This is a genomic window from Streptomyces sp. RLA012 (assembly GCF_056270325.1).
This window is the reverse complement of the sequence record NZ_JBWDPA010000004.1, coordinates 1-17,759: the sequence shown is the minus strand read 5'-3', so window position 1 is coordinate 17,759 and position 17,759 is coordinate 1. Positions and strand designations below refer to the sequence as shown.

The window sequence follows — 17,759 nt, the reverse complement described above, 5'->3', positions numbered from 1 at the left end:
ATCTCATGCACCATGAAGATCACCCGCTGATGGGGCACGGCCGTCTTGATGGTGCGGGCGAACTCCATCGCCTTGACGAACTCCGGCCGGACCCGGCTTCTTCCAGGGCGTCGAGCTGGCTCTGGAGCTCCTGCTGGGCGGTGCTGCACCTTGCGTAACCCACTCTTTCGTGCTCGCAGAAATGAGTAGTTCTGAGAGATCACGGACCTCCACCGGACCCGGTACGTCCCTGATCTAGCGTGACGGCCTTCACCGAAGGTCATCAAGCTGCCGAGTCGTCGCCGATCTGGAGTTCATTCACCCACTCTTGGGCCGCCGAGAGGTCGGGGGCGGTGCCGACCACTTGGTACGCGAAGTCGTCCCACTCCTCCAGGACCCGCAGTTCGTCGGGCCGGAGGTGGCCGGCACCGCCGTGCACGGACCGGTGACGCCGGTAGATGTCCATCGGCGGTCGGCGCCTTTTGTTGTACGGCGCGAGCGGGTCGTCGGTATCGGGGCGCGGGATGGCACGCGACGGCTGGTTCGACGGTCCGGGTCGGCTGTGCTTTCCCATGCGCTCGATGCTCTCAGGCCGCGATCGTCGTCGGTCGCGCGGCGGCGAGTTCATTGGCCCGGGTCCGTACGTCGTCGACCTCACCGGTCTCGTACGGGCGGGCCGCGTCCAGCAGCGTGTTGAGCCGGGATGCGACGAGCGCGGAGTCGACGCGGGCCGCCTCGTCGAGCGCCTGGGCCGTGGCGTGGTGGGCGTCGGTGGAGCTGCCGTACCCGCGGACCATGGCCCGTACCCGGGCGCCGCGGGCGACGGCGTCCGGTGTCCGTTCCAGGACCAGCACGCCCGCCCCCTCGGCGGCCACGAAGCCGTCGCGGTCGGCGTCGAAGGGGCGGCAGGCCCGCTCCGGTTCCTCCCCGCGGGTGGACAGGGCCCCCATCCGGCTGAGTCCCGCCATGACGAGCGGGGTCAGAGCCGACTCGGTCCCGCCCGCCAGCACCACGTCGCAGGCCCCGGAGCGCAGCAGCTCGCGCGCCGTGCCCACCGCGGTCGTTCCCGAGGCGCAGGCGGTCGCGGTGACGTGGCTGGGTCCCTTGGCGCCGATGTCGATCGCGACCTGTGCGGCGGCCATGTTGACCATGAACATGGGGATCAGCAGCGGGGAGACCTTGCGTGGCCCGTTCTCCAGCAGGGCGGTGTGCTGGCGCTCGATGGACTGGACCCCGCCGAGGGAGTTGCCGAGGACCACTCCCACGCGGGTGCCGTCCCACGTCCGGGGATCCCAGCCGGAGTCGTCGAGGGCCTGCCGGGAGGCGACGACCGCCAGCTGTACGAACCGCTCCAGCTGCCAGGACGAGAAGCCCCCCAGGAGGGTCTGCGGGTCGAACCCCGGCACCCGGCAGCTGAAGTCGGCCGGACAGCCGCGCAGTGTCTCGTCGGTCGCCGCGCAGGAGACTCCCGACAGGACGCGGTCCCAGTTCTCCTTGACGCCGATGCCGGCCGGGGTGACCAGGCCGAGCCCGGTGATCGCCACCGCGAACGGCCGTGCCTGCGCCGGCATCAGAGTCCCGCCTGTCTGGCGCTCAGCAGGCCGGCGGCGTCCGCGACGGTCATGCCGTCGGTGAGTTCGCCGTCCTCGATCGCGATGCCCAGCTCGTTCTCCAGGGTGAGCGCCAGCTCGACAAGGGTCAGGGAGTCGAACTTGATCTCCGCGAACGTCACGTCGGAGTCGATCAGATCGCGGCTGATCCTGAAGTGCTCCGACAGAACCGTCGTGATCTTCTCTTCCAGCATGTTCACCGTCGTCCTCCTGCCTGATCGGGGATTCGTCCTGCGAAGCCCTGGCCTGGGGTGTGCCGTCCGCGGCCGGTGCGGGGCGGCGGACCCCCGGGTGAGCGTGTTGCCCACCCGGTCGATGTGAGCGCGCGGCGCCACCGCTCCCGCGCCGATGACCAGGGCGCTGTCGGCGGCGGCCACGAAGGCCGGGACCTGCCCAGGGCCCGGCCGCCGGTCCGGCCCGTGGGACTCATCCGCTGCTCCCTCCGCCGCCGAAGGGCGCACGGGAGTCCAGGGCCGCACGGGGGTCCAGGGCCATGAGGACGCTCATCCGGGCGGTCTGCGCGTCCCGCTGGCGGAACACCACCTCGACGGCGCGCCGGCCCGCCGGTCCGCCGTCCGCCGCCGCGGGCCCCGCGCCGTCCTGTGCCGGTGTCGCCGTCATCGAGACGGTCTCGTCGAGTTCGGTGTACGCGGCGAACGACGACCGGGCGGCGGCCACGGCGCTCACGTGCGGCGGGATGCCGTCCCAGGTGTGGGCCGCCACCGCCGCCAGCTGCCGGGCCGCCTCCGTCAGCACCATTCCCGGCACATGGTCGTGGGGGTGGTCGAAGAAGCTGCGGTTGTCCGCCGCGATCCGCAGGGTCGCGGTCACGGCGTCCCGGGCGGCGCGGACGTCGAGCAGCAGGGCGTCCGCGGCGTTGATCCGCCCCACGTGGGCGGGATCGGCCGGCCGGCCCGCGCGGGCCGGCAGCGGCCCGTCGGACAGCGGAAGGGGGCTGGTGCGCCCGCGTGACCTGATCACCGTGTAGAGGTCCCGGGCGAGGTATCCGACCTCCATGCGGACCCGGGCGACCAGGGCGCCCGCCAGGTACAGGTCGATGTCGTGGAACAGGCCGCGCGCCCGGGCCCCGGCCGGTCCGGCACTGGCGGTGACCGCTGTCATGAGCAGTTCCCTGCAGCCGGTCGGGGCATCCTGGAGGGCGTCCGGGAACATCTCCACGGACCAGTTCCGCAGCACGAAACAGGCATCCGTCTCCACCCCGAAGAAGGAGTGCGCGGCGTAGGTCTCCGCCTGCCGGCAGCATTCGAGCAGCAGCAGCGGGTCGGGGGGGCCGCCCGCGGGCCGGGTGTGGCTGGTGTAGTGGGGGTGCACGCGGGGCAGCAGCGCCGCTGCCACATAGCTGCGCGCATCCACCGGGCGTACGTCGGCCAGGAACGCCTCGGTGGCGTTGCGGCGGTGGATGAGCTTCTGGTCCACGGTGCGTGAGAAGTCGAGTGCCGCGGCGGATTCCAGCAGGCCGGGGCTACCGGTTGCGATCGACATTCCGTTCACCTCTCTCTGCCGCCGGGAACGCTGCCGCCCCCGAGCGGTCCCATGACGATGCGGAGCAGCTGCTCCGCCGGCACCGCGGCGTCGCGGCCCATCAGCGCGGTGGCCAGCCGGTAGGGGTCCGCGTAGCGCCGCCGCCCCGCTCCCGCCGCGAGGTAGCGCGCGGCGGTGCGCTCCGCGGCGGCCCCGGAGGCTTCCCGGCCGCCGAGTTCGTCCAGCAGCCGCACGGCGCGGCGGATCCAGCGCTTGAGGTGGTGTACCGAGAAGGAGTGGTGGGCGGTCCTGCCCAGGCCGGCCACCAGGTAGAGGCGCAGGCCGAGCCGGAACGCCGCGGTCCCGAACTCCTCGACGAGCGGGCCGGCGAAGGCGCCCAGTGTGTGGCCCTGCCAGCCTCCGAACCTGGTCGACCGGGCGACTCCGTCGAGGGGAACCCGCGGAACCTCGAACCGTGCGACGTCGGCGCCCAGGGCGCCGAGCACATGGGCGACCGTCCGGTAGTCGGTGCGCAGGTCGGTGTCGTGGGCCAGTACGACCAGGTCGTGGCCGTCCAGCAGCGGTATCAGTTCGCGCAGCAGATACAGCAGGTAGTTCGACCGGCCCTGCGGGCTGGTGACGGCCCGCAGCGGCAGCCCCGCCGCGGTCGCGTCCAGGTAGGCGGGGGCGCCCAGCCCGCGGGCGTCGATGCACAGGTTCCGGTCGGCCAGCAGGTCCAGGACGGCGGACTCGGAGGCCGGTTCGGGGCCGGTCCGGCCCAGCTCGGGGTCGAACATGCCGAGCAGCCGGTAGTGGCCTTCCCACAGGTCGAGCAGGCGTGCGGTGGCCGGGTGCGTCCAGCCCGCCCCGGCGCGCCGCACCACCGGGCCGAGGTCGGTGTCCGGTGCGGGCGCGGCGCGGTGGTAGGCGGTGTAGAGCTCCCCGATGTCCTCCTCGGTCATCGTCTCGTAGGCCGCGCGGGGGTGGCAGCGGTCGAGGTACTCCCAGAACCCGGCCACCTGCCGGCTGCCCGCGTGCGCGGCGTGGTGGTACACGACCGTGACGTCGGCGAACGTGCTGGTGGCCCGGTAGAGCATGTCGAGGGAGAGCAGGTACTTCAGATGCGTGGGCGTCAGCGGCTTGGTGGGGCTGACGGTCACCGGCGCCAGCAGGATGCGGTATCCGGTCCCGTCCGCGGCGGCCTCCGCGGCGGCTCCGGCCGTGAGCGCGGCCGTGAGCGCGGCCGTGGCGGTGCGGGGGTCCGTGGCGGTGCGGGTGGCTCCGGCGGTGAGCGTGGCCCCGGTCATCGGTCCGTCGCCGTGCGGTCCAGTGTCTTCCTGACGCGGTCGACGATGTCCTCGGCCTCGGTGGGGGTGCAGTATCCGGGGTCGGCGACGAAGGTCCGGCCGGGCGGCCTGCCCTCGGTCCGGGGCACCAGCCACACATGGAAGTGCGCGGTCCCCTCCATGCAGGAGAAGACATGGATCCGGGTGGCGCCGGTGGCCTCCTTCAGCGGGTCGGTGAGCCGCTTGACCAGCGGGCCGAAGCCGGCGGCCTCGTCGGCGTCGAAGTCCGCCCAGTCCAGGAAGTGCCGGCGGGACTCGATCAGCAGGGTCCCCGCCGGCCAGTACGGAGTGGGGCCGTGCCCGACCCGCCAGGTTCCGTCGTCGACGAGGTGGCCGCCGGGCGGCCGGGCGAAGCCCGCCCAGGCCGGTACCGGCCGGCCCGCGTACTTGGCGCAGATCAGGCAGTCCTCGGAGCTCGGTGTGCGCCCGCTCAGCAGCCGGCTGAACGGGTCGCCGACCCGTGCGAGCGGTTCCAGCTGCGCGTGCCGTACGTACCAGGCGTCGAGCGCGGCGGCCTCGGCCGCCGGGTCCTGTACGTGCAGGGCGGCGGCCGCGGCCGCGTCCGGTGCACCGGGCGGTTCCTGCGGGGGCTCCCCGAGGGCCTGCGCGTATCCGGCGATGGCCTCGTGGAGCAGCGGAACCTCGCTCGCAAGGAGCGAGCGGAGGTCCGTGGTCAGTCCGGCGCCGCCGTCCGCGCCCGTGGCGTGGTCCTCGGCGACGACCGCCACCCGCAGCGACTCCGACAGTCGCTGCAGGTGCGTGGAGAGCGCCAGGCGGGCCAGGTCGGCGGGGGTGAAGTCGGGAAGGTCCATGTGTCCTCGTCGTCTGTGGGGCTGTTCGTCGCCGTCCGGGAGTCGTGCCGGGCGGCTGGTCAGGAGAGCCAGAGGTAAAGACGCAGCCGCGCCCGGTCGCCGGGGGCGTAGTGGACGCGGGCGTATCCGGGAGTCCCGCGGGCCGTCTCGGCGTCGAGGTCCGGGCGGTGGATCAGGCGCAGCCGTTCGTGCGGCGACAGACGCCCCTGGAGCACGGACTCGGCCAGGGTGTGATGGAGGTGTACGAGGTATTCGGCGAACGTCAGGTCGCGCACCGCGATGTACAGGTCCCGGCAGGGGCCCTGGGGGGAGGCGGGCGGCGCGCCGGGCGCCGGGTCGGGGGCGACGACGGTCTGCGGGGGGAGTTGCGGAAGTACGCCGCAGACCGGTTTGAGCAGCCGGGCCGGGCCGGGCAGCCGTCCGGAGGGGAACGGGCCGAGCCAGGCGGTGCTGCCGCTGCGGGCCGTGGTCCGCGCCGGGGTGCGGTGGGTCAGGTTGGCGGGGTTGCCGAACAGGAAGAGTGTCCTGGTCCAGGACCGGCGCCAGGCGTCGGCCTCGGCCGGGGTCAGCCCTGCCGCGAAGGCGCGGGCGCCGTTGACCAGGCCGTCCAGGTCGACGGAGCGCAGCAGCACCAGCACGGTGCTCTCCGCCGGGCTCTGCGCCGGGTGCTGTTCCGGGTGCTGTTGCGGGGAGCGGTGGGGCCGGTCGCCCACCCAGGCGGCGCGTTCGTCGAGGAGTTCGGCCAGCCGTTCCTGCGTGGCCGGCACGGCCGGCTTCAGCTGTCCGACCGGGCTCGGGCTCATCGCACGCCCTCCGTCTCCAGGACCGCCAGTACGTTCTTCAGGACGATGTCGGGGTCGGCGGAGCCGTCGACGACCGTCACCGGGATGTCGCCGACCTCCTCCAGTGCCGCCTCGCGCAGTTGCGACTGCAGCCGGACGAACCCCTCCGGGCCGGCGGTCCCCGGGTGCTGCTCGAAGGCGTTCAGCCGGGCGCCGTGGCCGCTGCGCACCCAGGCGATCTCCGGCGGCACGTCCAGGTAGAGCACTCCCCTGGGCTTGGGGAACGACCGCCAGTGGTCGAACGTGGGGTCGTGCCGCACACCGAGCAGGCGGCACTTCGCGAGCAGTTTGTAGAAGTACGAGTCGACGATCACCCGGTCCTCTCCGGCCCCCTCGGCGAGCCGGTCGCGGAGGTGGAGCACGATCGTGTGCAGCACCGAGAGCACCAGTTCCGGGGAGTAGCGCTGCCCGGCCCGCACGAAGGCGTCGTCGACCCAGTGCCGTCGCAGCCGGCCGATCAGCGGGTCGTTCTCCAGATACCGGTCGTCGTAGGACACGACCCGCCAGCCGTGGTCGTCGTGGAGGCGGTCCAGCACGGTCGACTTGCCCGCGAAGTCGGGCCCGAGCAGTGTCCAGAAGCCCGGGCCGCCGGCGGCCGGGTCATGAGGGATCGTCATCCCGTCCTCCCCTTCGTGAGCCAGCCGACCGCCAGGAAGCTGGCGTACATCGCCGGGAGGTAGGTGCGGACGAGTGCCGCCGGCCACTGCGCGGCGCCCGCGGCGAACCGGGCGGCGGCGGTGGCGGGCAGGAGCAGCGGAAGCAGTACCAGCCACCCCCAGCCGTATCCGGAGGCGCCGGGGTGCCACGGCTGGGTGATCGCCAGCGCGACGGCGGTGGCCGCCGCGCCGGAGGCCACCGCCGCGGCCGACGTCAGTGACGGACCGAGCACCGTGGCGTAGGTCCGCTCCCCCGGCCGGGGGCGGCGGGTGGTCTTGCGCCCGAGTTCCAGGCACAGGCCGCCCAGCGTGGCGGCCACCACGGCCGTCAGCCCGGCGAGGTCGGGCCGCTGGTGCTCCGACCGCAGGAAGCCCACGTACACGTACAGGCTCAGCAGCGTCTGGATCGGCAGGTTGAGGGCGAGCTGGAGCCCGAGCCGGTCCGCGGACGGCCATCCGGTCCGCCACTCCAGTGTCATCACACCGACTCCGTAGCCCAGTTGCACGACCAGTGCCGTCAGGGCCACGCCTCGGCCGGCGTTGAGCAGCAGCAGGAAGACGACGCCCGCGGTCACCAGCACCAGCAGGTCGCGTTCCGTGACCGTCCCGCTGGGCAGCGGCCGCCCCGGATTGTGGCGGCGGTCGTATGCGTGGTCACGGATGTCGTCGAGCGCGCGCAGCAGGAGCATGTCCACGACCAGCGTGACGGAGGTGAGGGCGAGCCCGCCGTCGGGACGCCAGTGGGAGACCGCTCCGGTGGCGCACGCGAAGAGGGCGGTGAGCCCCACGGCCCAGAAGATCATCAGGGGCGGCTGCATCCTGGGGGGATAGGCGGCGCGGACGTAGCGGCCCAGCCTGCGGACGTACTGGCCCGGTCGGCGGACGTACTCGTCCGGTCGGCGGGTCATGAGGCCGCCTCGCTCAGGATGCGTACCGTGCCGGAGGCGCCGTCGACCTCGACGAGGCTGCCGTCCGCGATGAGAGCCGTGGCGTCGCGCACCGCCACGACGGTGGGGATGCCCAGCAGCCGCCCGGTGATGGCGGTGTGCGAGAGCAGCGTCCCCCGCTCCACCACCAGGGCGCTCGCCGCCATCATCAGGAAGAGCCAGCCGGGGTCGGTTTCGCGTGCGATCAGGACGCGGCCCCGGCACTCGTCGGCGTTGGCCGACGGGTCCAGCACGATCTTCGCCCTGCCGCGTACGGTGCCGGAGCTGGACGCCAGTCCGGTCAGCCGGCCGGGCGGCGCCGTGCGGTCCGCCGCCGACTGCCGCCGCGCCGCTTCGCGGCCCTGGTCCAGGGGGGCGGGCAGCGCGGTCGCCAGCGGCAGGCCGGGGTCGGTCTCCAGGCGTACCGGCAGGGGATCCTCGGCCGTCCAGCGGGCCCGCTCGGCGGCGCGCACGGCCGCCAGGCCCCTGAGGTCGGCTCCCGCCAGGGTGCCGTCGAAGGCGCCGAGGACCTCCTCGGCGGTGAGGTCCAGGACATCCCTCGGCCGGTCCAGACGGCCCGTGGCTGCCAGTTCCGCGCCCAGCCGCAGCAGCAGGGCGCGGCAGTCGCCGATGAGTTCGCTGCGGCAGAACCGGGTGTCCTCACGGATCCGCATCAACGCCCGCATCGCCCCGAACGTGAGGTTCAGCAGGGCCCGCTTGAACGGGTTGCGCAGGCCGCCGCGCAACTCCCGCTCGGCCTGGTGGCGGATCTCCCGGCCGGTGTCCCGGCTGCCCGCCACGGTCAGTCCCTGCCGCAGGAACGCGCGCACGCTGTGCAGTACGGTCCACGGCTCGTCGCGCGGCGTCAGGGTCTCCAGCTTCAGGTCCTGCAGACCGCGGTCGCCGTGCAGCCGCAGGTGCTCGCGCAGGGCCGCCGCGAACGGCTCGCCGTGACCGCCCCGGAGCAGTTCCCGCCACAGCCGTTCGGGATCCGTGTCGGACAGCACGGCGGCGCGCAGGGCGGGGGACGCGGCCGCGGTCTCGGCCAGCGAGAGCGCCGAACGCAGTGCCGCGGCGGACCGGTTGTCCGGCCCTCCGACCAGCATGCCGTTGAGCAGGCTCCGGTCCGCCCGCGGAAGCCACCGGCGCAGGAGGCCGTTGGTCGCCCAGGTCGCGGTGAACAGGAAGATCCCGTTCACCAGCGTGACCCCCCAGCGGCGGGACACCTGTGTCCACAGGGCCCGGTACGCCTCCACCGCCTCCTGCGGGCGCATCGCGGATGCCCCGGCCAGCCGCGGGTGGTACCCGTCCCACCAGCGCAGGAACCGGCGGACCCGGTAGGGGTGGGCCGCCAGTCTGAGCAGGATCTCCGTGAGATGGACGGCATCGCCGATCCGGGCGCGCGCTCCCCGGGCGGGGGAACCGCCGCCGTGCCGTGCGCCCCTTCCGGCCAGTCCGAGGGACTGCTCCCAGGTGGACCACAGCGGCCGGAAGCAGCGGATCTGCCCGTGCAGCCGGTACCAGCAGTCGAGCTGGTAGTAGATGCGGCCGTTCAGGTGCCCGACCATCCGTCCGAGCAGCGGACGGTTGCGTCTCAGGACGCGGGCGGGCACACCCATCCGCCGGTACAGGTCCGTGAAGCCGGCCTCGTACAGCTGCCGGGCCACCGAGAACGTCAGAGCACAGCTGACGCCGGGGTAGCTCTCGGTGACGTTGTTGTTGTCCCACAGGATTCCCGGCACGTCCCCGCTGGTGTCCGGACGTTCCGTGGGCTGCGGCGCGTGGTCCGTGGGCTGCGGCGCGTGGTCCGTGGGCTGCGGCGCGTGGTCCGTGGGCTGCGGCGCGTGGTCCGTGGGCTGCGGCGCGTGGTCCGTGGGCTGCGGCGGGTGGTCGGCGGGCTGCGGCGGGTGGTCCGGCGGCTGTGGTGCCGCCGCGATCGGCCGGGCCTGCACCAGGTGGATGCCGCCGTCCGAGGAGATGGTGCCCTCGATGTCCTGGGGGGCCGCGAAGTGCGCCTCGACGCGCAGCGCGATCGCGCTGATCTCCCTGAGTTCGGCGTCCGTCAGCACCGGCGCGGCGGCGCCCTGGATCACCGGTACGGCCACGGGCCCCTCCGTCGGCCGGAGCGGGTCCCAGCCCACCGCCCGGGTCTTGACGACGAGGTGCGCCTCGATCTCCCCGGAGGCGCGGTCCACGAAGAAGTGGTCGACGTCGGCCTTCTCCTGGACCACTCCCTCACCGATGCCGTGGGCTGCCGCGATCACGCAGCGCCCGGCGCCGTCGCGGGGGTCGCGGGTGAAGGCCACGAACGACCGCACGCCCATGACCATGCGCTGGACTCCCACGGCCACCCGTGCCGTGAAGGGGTTCAGTCCCCGCCGGGCCCGGTACGCCGCCGCCTCGGGATTGAACGCGGAGGCCCAGCAGGCGACGATCCGCTCGGTGAGTTCGTCGCGCCCCACGTAGAGGAAGCTGTCGCTGAGGCCGGCGAACGGGTCGTGCGCCGAGTCCTCGCCCGACTCCTCGGAGTCCCCGCCCGAGTCCAGCCCGCCGGGCTGCGGGACCACGCAGGCGCGTACCGCCACCAGTCCGGCCGGTCCGGCGAGTGCGTCGAAGCGGTCGTCCAGCACGTCCCGTAACCGCCGCGGCACTTCCAGGCCGCGGACCGTCCGCTGCAGTTCCCGTGCCCGCGCCGCGACGTCGGCGGCCGGGCCCGTCCCCGGGGACGCCGGCTCACCGAGTGCCGGACGGACGATCCGGTCGAACACCTCGGCGGGTATGCACGCCAGCGGCGGAATCGGGAAACCCGCACGCGCCAGCAGTGCCTGCCGCGCGAACTTGTGCCCGACCTGCAGCGGGTCGGCGAGCTGGATTCCGTCTTCGACCCACCACGTGGCGTGCGGAGCGTCCAGCATTACGACCCCTTCTCTTCGCCGAGGAGGCTGCCGGGCAGTAAGGAACGGTGAATACAAGGATAATTAACACCCGGCATGGGGAGGGCAGGTCTGCGACAGTGCCAAAAAAACGAATGGATCGACACCCTGACTCCCTTCCTGGAAAATATGAAGGCGATATAGGAGGATGACGCTCAATAATTTTCGGAACCATACCCAGACCGCTTACGGCGAGTCAACGAAAGTCCTCCGGATTGTGCACACCGCAAGGACTTCAGTACGTTCCCCTAGTATTCCGCGGCGGTATATGGAAACCGGCCCCGGCGACGTGCTACGCCCTCCCCACCTGGGCTCCCCGCTCCTGGCGCTCGCGCTCAGCGGCACGGGCGCGGCGTCGGCCGTTTCCACGCGCAGGCTATCCGATCAGGAAAAGCATTCGGGATGCCGTCGCCGCCGTACAGGAGCCGCACCTGAATTTCCCCGCCCCTTGGCCCATGCATTTCGGAGCCCTTGCAGCGAATCGGCCGCCGGCCGGTGGCCGGCGGCCGTGTGAACAGCAGTGGCTGCTCTCAGCGTTCCTCGGGGAAGGTGTCGCCGTACATCGGCAGGCCGCTCAGGGACTCCTTCCGGGAGGCTTCCGCCTCGATCACGTCCCAGTGCTCCGCCAGGATGCCGTCCTCGATGCGCAGGAAGTCGGCGACGATCCACGGGGCGGGCTGTCCGTGCCCCGAGAAACGCCCGTGCACCATGACCATGTCCCCTTCCGCCATGATCAGTTCGCATTCGTGCTTCAGCTCCGCGGGGATGCTTCCGACCAGGTCGAAGAGACCCTCCCGGCCGGGCGCGATGTGGGCGCTGTGCTGGATGTAGCCGGGGGACCAGAACCGCTCGGCAGCGGCGTAGTCCCGCTTGTTGAACAGGGTGTCGAAGGCTTCGCGGACGATGGTCTTGTTCTTGTCTTCGGTGGTGGACACCCCACCACCACACACCAGAAATCCCACAGCAGCCCGCCTCCATACCCGCGGGCAACTACAGCAGCCCGATGAGATGGGCGAACCATCGTCCCGGGATGTCGCCGTCCAGGAGCCAGGGCAGTGCCAGTCCGGCCGGTACGACCAGCACACTGACGGTGAGACCGGCAGCGGAGAAACGTCGCTGCAGCAAGGACTGCCCCGGCCGGGCACACCGCACGCACACGCGGGCGGCGACGAGCAGGATGACGACGCACGCGGCCAGGAGCACCGTGCCGTAGCCGACCAGCTTCGCCGGGCCGGGGCCTCAGCTGCCGGATCGACTGCACTCCGGCCCGGCGCAGCAGTTGGGACAGTTTCAGGGCCAGGGCGTCCGGGGTGCTGACCGCGCTCAGGCCGAGCACCAGTTCTCCCGACGGGGCACGCAGGCCGCCCGCGGCGGAAGCGGGGTGCGCTGCGGACGGTGCGCCCGCTGCGATCTCCTTCACCGCGTGCGGGCCGTCTGTGCCGGTCAGAGGTTTTCCGCGATTGTCCAGCGGGCCCTTTGACCCATCCCCTGCCGGGTCAGAGGCGTCGACGGCCTGCCCCCACACGATGCGGGTGGCCGCCACATCGTCGTCGGCGTGCGGCGCCGCCCGGGCGCCGAGCTGCTCACCGAGGTCGTCCAGCTCATCATCCTGGGCGGCGCGTGGCGCAGCATGCGTCTGCCCGATCCCGTGCATCCGCAGCACGGTTCTCATCCGCGGGCCCGCGGGCCCTTGGAGTCGTGACACCGTGCTGTGGCAGGGAAGGATCCCGATGCCCGGTGCCGCGCCCACGCACGGGAGGAGTCAGGCGCGGTAGGGGTGCGTCAGGGCCATGGGGGTCTGCGCGATGTCGAGGGCGTCCTGCGGGAACTGGCGGCCCGCGGTGTAGTAGCGGGCGCGGGTGCGGCCGACGGGCTGAAGGATGTCGGCCGCCGTGAGGTCACGCAGATCGCGTTGGGCCTGCTGAAGGCTGAGAGCTTCGCCGTGCTGGTAGCGGGAGCGGCGTACGCGTCCGGCCATGGCCACGTCGTGGAGCGCGGTGACGGTGCGTTCGTCCAGGCCCTGACCTGTGGCGAAGGCGGCGAGATGACTCCAGACGCGGCCTGAGCGGGCGAGGCGGCCCTGGACTGTCTGGGCCTGCTGGTGGTAGGCGGTGAGGTTGAATCTGATCCAGCCGGAAACGTCCTGATCAGGCTGGTACTGGCTGCCCCGATCGTTGAGTTCGCGGTAGTACTCCCAGGTGTTGCCCGGTCGTCCCAGCCAGCTCTCGATGGAGGAGAACTCGGGTGCGAGCACTCCTTCCCTGGCGATCATGAGGGTTTGCAGGGAGCGGGACATGCGGCCGTTGCCGTCGGCCCAGGGGTGGATGGAGACCAGGTGCAGGTGGGCCATCGCGGCCCGCACCAGGGCGTGTGTGCTGTCGCTGTCGTTGAGCCAGTCGATGAGTTCCTGCGTCAGACCGGCAACGAGCGGGGCGTCGGGGGCGGTGTAGGCGGCGATGCTCGGATCGCGGGCGTCGGTGACGTAGACCGGGCCCTTGCGCCACTGGCCTGCCGGCCTGCGGACGTTGTGCCGGTGCCCCTGCAGCATCCAGTGAAGACCGTTGAGGAGGCCCTTGCTGTAGGAGAAGTCCTCGACGTCGTGGAGGGTCTGGATGTAGGTCATCATCCGCTGGTAGGCAAGGGTCTCCTCCCGGTTCTCCTCCGAGATGTCGACCTCGCTCTCCCCCTCCAGGAGGTCCTCGACGTCCACGGTGGCCACCTTGAAACCCTCGATGGAATTCGAGGCCGCCACGGCGTCCGCGGTGAGGAACTTGCGCAGGCCGGCCGTCCACTTCGTGGGAGTGCGTACGTCGTGCCGCAGGGCCGCGCGCATCCGGTCGATCTGGTCGAGAACCTCGCGGTCCGCCGCGGTGAGATCTGGCGTAGGGAAGAGCATCACCCAATGATATATTGACGCAATCATTGCGTCAATATAGGTCGGAGCGGACCGGACCGTGCAGGCCGTCCAGGACACCGCACTGCGTCAGATGGTGCTCTGGTCCGCCGTTGGCCTCCTCGTCATGGCGCTCCTCGCCGGGCTGCTCGGCTGGCGGCTGGCCGGACGGGCACTGCGGCCCGTGGCCTCCATGACCGAAGCCGCCCGGCGTATCAGCGAACAGAACCTGCACCAACGCCTGGCGCTCACCGGCCCCGACGACGAACTCCACCACCTCGCCGACACCTTCGACACGATGCTCGACCGGCTGGAGAAGTCGTTCGAGAGCCAACGCCGCTTCGTCGCCAACGCCTCCCACGAACTCAAGACGCCACTCGCGGTCCAACGCACCATCCTCCAGGTCGGCCCCGCCGATCCCCTGCCCGACGACCTCACCGACGTACGCGAGGACCTGCTCACCGCCAACCAAGAAGCGGAACAGCTGATCGACGCGCTGCTGTTGCTGGCCCGGAGCGACCGCGGAACGGACAAGACCGAGCCCGTCGACCTCGCGGCCACCGCCCGGCTGGTCACTGCTGAACTCACCCCGCTCTCAGCCGAGAACGGGGTGCAGGTCGACGTCGACACCGGTGCCGATACGGACGCCCCGCTGGTCGTTGCCGGCGACCCTGTCCTGCTCCGCCACCTGCTGACGAACCTGATCCGCAACGCCATCCAGTACAACCGCCCCGGCGGCCACGTCCGCGTACGCCTCGGCGCACCCACCCTGACCGTGACGTCCGCGTACGCCTCGGCGCACCCACCCTGACCGTGACCAACACCGGCCCCCAGGTGCCTCGCGACCTCGGTGGGATTGAACGAGGTCGCGGCGACACGGATGAGCACTTCACCGAAGGCGGGTCGAGGGCGCGGAACGGCGTCGTAGCGGATCACTGACGCATCGCCGAATTCATGGATACGCGCGGTCTTCATCATCGTCATGCCGCGAAATCTACGACCGCGCGCAGAGACGATCCATGTGCCAGAGAGCCCAGTTCATACGCGAACGTCTCGCACGCGTACGCTCACCGTATGGATGTACTCAGCGACGTGGTTGCGGTGACGCGAACTGGCCGCTCCCGGTCGGCGCACGTGCGGTGGCATGCCCCGTGGAGACAGGAGTTCGCCTCCGTCCCAGGGTCGGCGGGCTTCCAGGTGGTCCTGCAGGGTTCCTGCTGGCTGCTGCCTCCGGAGACGGAGCCCGTCCAACTGGGCGCGGGCGACGTGGTGTTCCTTCCCCACGGCAGCGGCCACACCCTGGCCGACAACCCAGAAACCCCAGTGACGGCCCCTGCCTGCGGCCCCGCCGACCACCAACTGTCCGACACCTACACCTCCGACAGCGTCGACCGGAGCGGAACCAACGGCCCGGTCACCGTAGTGCTCTGCGGGGCCTACCAACTCGACCTGTCCCGCACTCACCCGCTGTTGCTGACCCTTCCGGATCTGATCCACGTGCCGGCACAACCAGGCCGCCATCCGGAACTGAACTCGGCCGTCGAGCTACTGGGCGCAGAGGTGGAGAACCCGCGTCTGGGCACGGACACAGCCGTCCCCGCGCTGCTGGACGCGCTGCTGCTCTACATCCTGCGCATCTGGCTCAACGGACAGTCCTCCCTGGGCAACACCACCGGATGGGCTGCCGCACTCAACGACCCCCCGGTCACCGCCGCCCTCCACGCCATCCACCGAGACCCGGCTTCGCCGTGGACCGTGGCGAAACTCGCGGCAGAAGCCGGGCTCTCCCGGGCTCCGTTCGCCAGGCGCTTCGCCCTGCTGATCGGCCAACCGCCCCTCGGCTACCTGACATGGTGGCGGCTGACCACGGCGGCGCGCCTGCTGCGGACATCGGACGCACCCTTGAGATCCATCGCCACCCAAGTGGGCTACACATCCGAGTTCGCCTTCGCCAACGCGTTCAAACGAACGCACGGAACGGCACCCGGAACGTACCGACGGAGAAACTGAATCCGGTACGGCAACCCGGGCACGTTCAGTTGTACGTGACTGGGGACATGCAGGTGAGCTTTCCGACGGGCCGCGAGCCGCGAGCCGTCGGGCAAGGTGACGGCGCGGGTCTGCTGGTCGTCGCCTCCCCTGGATGCCCGGCGGGGCCGGGCATCCACCTCTCCACAGCGCAGAAGTCGCCGATGAGATCCCCCACCTCGGCGGCCGGGGCGTCGTATCGCCGCTCCACGACAAAGGTCGTCAGGGGATCAGTCCTCGGGCGGTGCGTGGAACGGGCAGGGCCTCCGCCTCGCGAGGGGGCGCCGTTCTGGGGGTCACCGGCGGGCGAGGGAGTTCCTGCCCGCGAGGTGGATGTCGGCCTGGCGGGCGACTCGCGCCCCGAGGTGTTCGGCGGTGGCGATGTCGGCGGGGTGGACGGTGTCGGTGCCGCCGTCCTGGGGGGTCGAGGCGCCGGCGCCGATCCAGAAGCCGAGGCGGTTGAGATCGTCCTCGGCGGCGGTGAGGGCGTTCCAGCCGGGAGGCAGGCCGAGGCCGACCCAGATCATGTGGTGCTGGGCGGCGAGAGCGGTCATGAAGGCGAGGGTGTTGTGCTTGTCGCCGCTCTTGGAGGCGGAGTTGGTGAAGCCGGCGGCGATCTTGTCGGCCCAGACGCTGGTGAGGTAGCGGCCGCTGGTGGCCTCGGCGAAGGCGTGGAAGGCGGCGGAGGCGCCGCCCATGTAGGTGGGAGAGCCGAAGATGATGGCGTCGGCGTCGTCGAGCCGCTGCCAGTCGTCGTCGGTGATGGCGTCCACCGGGATGTGGGCGACCTCGGCTCCGGCCTTTTCCGCACCGCGCCGGACCCCTTCGGCCAGGACAGCGGTGTGTCCGTAGCCGGAGTGGAAGGCGATAGCGACCAGGGGGCGCTTGACGGTCTCGGTCATGGAGGTACTCCTCAAGTAGGTCAGATCTCTAATCTATATCTGACCTCTAAAAGAGACCACAACCCTTGAGGGGTGTAGGTGTATTCTGGGATGTATGTCACAGCAGGAGCAGTCACCCATCACCCTCGACCCGGCGCGGCCGATGGACATCCTCGACGCGGCCTGCCCCAGCCGTGACGTCTTCGTGGACCTGGCCGACAAGTGGGCCCTGCTGATGCTGCTGAGCCTGCGGGAGCGCGGTGTCCAGCGGTTCTCCGAGCTGCAGCGCTCCATCGGCGGGATCAGCCGCAAGATGTTCTCGCAGACCCTGCGGACCCTCGAACGCGACGGGCTGGTCGTCAGGACGGTGGACCCCGACGCCACGCCGCCCCTGGTCCTGTACGGGCTCACCGACCTCGGCGGCGAGATCGCCGAGGAAACCCGCGTCCTGTGCACCTGGACCCACCACCGCGCCGCGCAGGTCCACGCCGCACGCACCGCCTACGACCAGCGCACCGCCGCCTCGGAAAGGGCCCGATCGGCCGGGTGACCCCACCCAGGCGCGCCCCGTGAGGGAGGCGTCTGCGGCCGCCTCGGCGATGAGCGCGCAGACGTCCTTCACCGGTCCAGCAGCCACTGGTGGGGGGACGCCGGTCTCCTGGCGCCACATGCGGACCAGGGTGCGGGTGGAGACAGGGGTCCCGCCGGTAATGCTCCAGGATTGAACGCTAAGAAATGATCTTGTGCGTGGGCATAAGGGGTATCGAGATACGAGTCAAAGGGACAATGGGACGACCTTGAAGCCCTGAAGGGGCAGCCGGAGTACGTCCGGTGGCCCGCCGTGCACAGGAGGGAGTTCTCGACTCGCCATGCGCCCTACTTCTCGTCGTCCTCGTACGGGATGGGCACCAGGGGGAACCGTTCCTTGATGGTCGCCCATGCCTGGCTGCTCATCTCGACCTTGAGTACGTCGGCGTCACGGGGAAAGTCGTAGAAGTGCGGGCAGTCGATGAGCCTGTACTGCTGGGAGAAGTGCTGCCAGCAGTAAGCCGCTCCGGCAGCGAAGATGTGTTTGCCAAGGGGTTGCATGCAGTACGGGCAGATGGCGACAGGCCCGAGGTACTCATGGATGTCGAGGTCAATGTCCCCACAGCCGGTGCACTCCATGAGTCCATCGGGCATGGCCATGGTCTGCGCCGTCTCCCGCAGTTCCAGCGTCCGCAGGGTCTCGGTTGCCTTCACAGGCTCGCCGGCTGCCGTGGGCGCGAACTCCTCAAGAGCCCGGAGGGGTCGTAGACCCCCTGGAGGGGGCCGGTGAGGAGTTCGAGCTCGATGTCGTGGTGGCGCAGGTCCTCGGCGATGGCCAGGAGC

At 71.2% G+C, this 17,759-nt stretch carries 19 protein-coding genes and 1 pseudogene; 4 read left to right on the top strand and 16 right to left on the bottom strand.

Going from position 1 to position 17,759, the window contains the following annotated elements; genetic code table 11:
- The 13 genes and pseudogenes from RV986_RS53595 to RV986_RS53535 form a co-directional block, all read right to left on the bottom strand.
- Window positions 1–203: pseudogene (locus tag RV986_RS53595) on the bottom strand (hypothetical protein); the annotation flags it as partial.
- Window positions 204–262: 59 nt separating this feature from the next.
- Window positions 263–553 (bottom strand): DUF6087 family protein, encoded by a 291-nt coding sequence (locus RV986_RS53590; RefSeq protein ID WP_475924950.1) that lies wholly within the window; start codon window positions 551–553, stop codon window positions 263–265.
- Window positions 554–566: 13 nt separating this feature from the next.
- Window positions 567–1,550 carry a beta-ketoacyl-[acyl-carrier-protein] synthase family protein gene (locus RV986_RS53585; protein WP_475924949.1) on the bottom strand — a complete coding sequence of 328 codons (984 nt, stop codon included), beginning with the start codon at window positions 1,548–1,550 and terminating at the stop codon, window positions 567–569.
- Entirely contained in the window at window positions 1,550–1,783 is a 234-nt protein-coding gene (locus tag RV986_RS53580) for an acyl carrier protein (protein ID WP_475924951.1), read from the bottom strand. The genes RV986_RS53585 and RV986_RS53580 overlap by 1 nt, the downstream gene beginning before the upstream one ends.
- A 232-nt stretch (window positions 1,784–2,015) precedes the next feature.
- Window positions 2,016–3,092, bottom strand: a complete 1,077-nt coding sequence (locus RV986_RS53575; protein ID WP_475924948.1) for an AfsA-related hotdog domain-containing protein — start codon at window positions 3,090–3,092, stop codon at window positions 2,016–2,018.
- 5 nt (window positions 3,093–3,097) lie between these two features.
- Window positions 3,098–4,378 (bottom strand): hypothetical protein, encoded by a 1,281-nt coding sequence (locus RV986_RS53570; RefSeq protein WP_475924947.1) that lies wholly within the window; start codon window positions 4,376–4,378, stop codon window positions 3,098–3,100.
- On the bottom strand, window positions 4,375–5,229 hold the full coding sequence (locus RV986_RS53565) for an HIT family protein (protein ID WP_475924946.1): 855 nt from the start codon (window positions 5,227–5,229) through the stop codon (window positions 4,375–4,377). The genes RV986_RS53570 and RV986_RS53565 overlap by 4 nt, the downstream gene beginning before the upstream one ends.
- A gap of 59 nt (window positions 5,230–5,288) precedes the next feature.
- Window positions 5,289–6,032 carry a DUF6182 family protein gene (locus RV986_RS53560; RefSeq protein WP_475924945.1) on the bottom strand — a complete coding sequence of 248 codons (744 nt, stop codon included), beginning with the start codon at window positions 6,030–6,032 and terminating at the stop codon, window positions 5,289–5,291.
- Window positions 6,029–6,688 (bottom strand): dTMP kinase, encoded by a 660-nt coding sequence (locus RV986_RS53555; protein WP_475924944.1) that lies wholly within the window; start codon window positions 6,686–6,688, stop codon window positions 6,029–6,031. The genes RV986_RS53560 and RV986_RS53555 overlap by 4 nt, the downstream gene beginning before the upstream one ends.
- The gene (locus tag RV986_RS53550; protein WP_475924943.1) at window positions 6,685–7,635 is read right to left on the bottom strand and encodes a UbiA prenyltransferase family protein; all 951 of its coding nucleotides are present in this window, start codon (window positions 7,633–7,635) and stop codon (window positions 6,685–6,687) included. The genes RV986_RS53555 and RV986_RS53550 overlap by 4 nt, the downstream gene beginning before the upstream one ends.
- The gene (locus RV986_RS53545; protein WP_475924942.1) at window positions 7,632–10,568 is read right to left on the bottom strand and encodes a PEP/pyruvate-binding domain-containing protein; all 2,937 of its coding nucleotides are present in this window, start codon (window positions 10,566–10,568) and stop codon (window positions 7,632–7,634) included. Before RV986_RS53545 ends, RV986_RS53550 begins: the two co-directional genes overlap by 4 nt.
- A gap of 548 nt (window positions 10,569–11,116) precedes the next feature.
- Window positions 11,117–11,521 (bottom strand): nuclear transport factor 2 family protein, encoded by a 405-nt coding sequence (locus RV986_RS53540; RefSeq protein ID WP_475924941.1) that lies wholly within the window; start codon window positions 11,519–11,521, stop codon window positions 11,117–11,119.
- 55 nt (window positions 11,522–11,576) lie between these two features.
- The gene (locus RV986_RS53535; protein WP_475924940.1) at window positions 11,577–11,789 is read right to left on the bottom strand and encodes a hypothetical protein; all 213 of its coding nucleotides are present in this window, start codon (window positions 11,787–11,789) and stop codon (window positions 11,577–11,579) included.
- A gap of 352 nt (window positions 11,790–12,141) precedes the next feature.
- On the opposite strand from RV986_RS53535, the gene RV986_RS53530 reads away from it, so the two are divergent.
- Window positions 12,142–12,288, top strand: coding sequence for a hypothetical protein (locus RV986_RS53530; protein ID WP_475924939.1), 147 nt, complete (start codon window positions 12,142–12,144; stop codon window positions 12,286–12,288).
- A gap of 60 nt (window positions 12,289–12,348) precedes the next feature.
- On the opposite strand, the gene RV986_RS53525 is transcribed toward RV986_RS53530, so the two are convergent.
- Entirely contained in the window at window positions 12,349–13,482 is a 1,134-nt protein-coding gene (locus RV986_RS53525; protein WP_475924938.1) for a Fic family protein, read from the bottom strand.
- Window positions 13,483–13,540: 58 nt separating this feature from the next.
- Here RV986_RS53525 and RV986_RS53520 point away from each other — a divergent pair, with 58 nt between their 5' ends.
- Both RV986_RS53520 and RV986_RS53515 read left to right on the top strand, forming a co-directional pair.
- On the top strand, window positions 13,541–14,290 hold the full coding sequence (locus tag RV986_RS53520; protein WP_475924937.1) for a sensor histidine kinase: 750 nt from the start codon (window positions 13,541–13,543) through the stop codon (window positions 14,288–14,290).
- Window positions 14,291–14,553: 263 nt separating this feature from the next.
- Complete coding sequence (locus tag RV986_RS53515; RefSeq protein WP_475924936.1) at window positions 14,554–15,489, top strand: AraC family transcriptional regulator; 936 nt, start codon at window positions 14,554–14,556, stop codon at window positions 15,487–15,489.
- Window positions 15,490–15,803: 314 nt separating this feature from the next.
- Here the strand turns inward: RV986_RS53515 and RV986_RS53510 are convergent, their stop codons facing one another.
- Entirely contained in the window at window positions 15,804–16,409 is a 606-nt protein-coding gene (locus tag RV986_RS53510; protein ID WP_475924935.1) for a flavodoxin family protein, read from the bottom strand.
- A gap of 94 nt (window positions 16,410–16,503) precedes the next feature.
- On the opposite strand from RV986_RS53510, the gene RV986_RS53505 reads away from it, so the two are divergent.
- Window positions 16,504–16,938, top strand: coding sequence for a winged helix-turn-helix transcriptional regulator (locus tag RV986_RS53505; RefSeq protein ID WP_475924934.1), 435 nt, complete (start codon window positions 16,504–16,506; stop codon window positions 16,936–16,938).
- Between the two features lie 326 nt (window positions 16,939–17,264).
- On the opposite strand, the gene RV986_RS53500 is transcribed toward RV986_RS53505, so the two are convergent.
- Complete coding sequence (locus RV986_RS53500; protein WP_475924933.1) at window positions 17,265–17,630, bottom strand: hypothetical protein; 366 nt, start codon at window positions 17,628–17,630, stop codon at window positions 17,265–17,267.
- Window positions 17,631–17,759: the final 129 nt, after the last annotated feature.

Excerpts from the sequence above, each read along its gene's own strand:
- RV986_RS53590 (WP_475924950.1), bottom strand. The coding sequence starts at position 553 with ATGGGAAAGCACAGCCGACCCGGACCGTCGAACCAGCCGTCGCGTGCC.
- RV986_RS53585 (WP_475924949.1), bottom strand. The coding sequence starts at position 1,550 with ATGCCGGCGCAGGCACGGCCGTTCGCGGTGGCGATCACCGGGCTCGGC.
- RV986_RS53580 (WP_475924951.1), bottom strand. The coding sequence starts at position 1,783 with ATGCTGGAAGAGAAGATCACGACGGTTCTGTCGGAGCACTTCAGGATC.
- RV986_RS53575 (WP_475924948.1), bottom strand. The coding sequence starts at position 3,092 with ATGTCGATCGCAACCGGTAGCCCCGGCCTGCTGGAATCCGCCGCGGCA.
- RV986_RS53570 (WP_475924947.1), bottom strand. The coding sequence starts at position 4,378 with ATGACCGGGGCCACGCTCACCGCCGGAGCCACCCGCACCGCCACGGAC.
- RV986_RS53565 (WP_475924946.1), bottom strand. The coding sequence starts at position 5,229 with ATGGACCTTCCCGACTTCACCCCCGCCGACCTGGCCCGCCTGGCGCTC.
- RV986_RS53560 (WP_475924945.1), bottom strand. The coding sequence starts at position 6,032 with ATGAGCCCGAGCCCGGTCGGACAGCTGAAGCCGGCCGTGCCGGCCACG.
- RV986_RS53555 (WP_475924944.1), bottom strand. The coding sequence starts at position 6,688 with ATGACGATCCCTCATGACCCGGCCGCCGGCGGCCCGGGCTTCTGGACA.
- RV986_RS53550 (WP_475924943.1), bottom strand. The coding sequence starts at position 7,635 with ATGACCCGCCGACCGGACGAGTACGTCCGCCGACCGGGCCAGTACGTC.
- RV986_RS53545 (WP_475924942.1), bottom strand. The coding sequence starts at position 10,568 with ATGCTGGACGCTCCGCACGCCACGTGGTGGGTCGAAGACGGAATCCAG.
- RV986_RS53525 (WP_475924938.1), bottom strand. The coding sequence starts at position 13,482 with ATGCTCTTCCCTACGCCAGATCTCACCGCGGCGGACCGCGAGGTTCTC.
- RV986_RS53515 (WP_475924936.1), top strand. The coding sequence starts at position 14,554 with ATGGATGTACTCAGCGACGTGGTTGCGGTGACGCGAACTGGCCGCTCC.
- RV986_RS53510 (WP_475924935.1), bottom strand. The coding sequence starts at position 16,409 with ATGACCGAGACCGTCAAGCGCCCCCTGGTCGCTATCGCCTTCCACTCC.
- RV986_RS53505 (WP_475924934.1), top strand. The coding sequence starts at position 16,504 with ATGTCACAGCAGGAGCAGTCACCCATCACCCTCGACCCGGCGCGGCCG.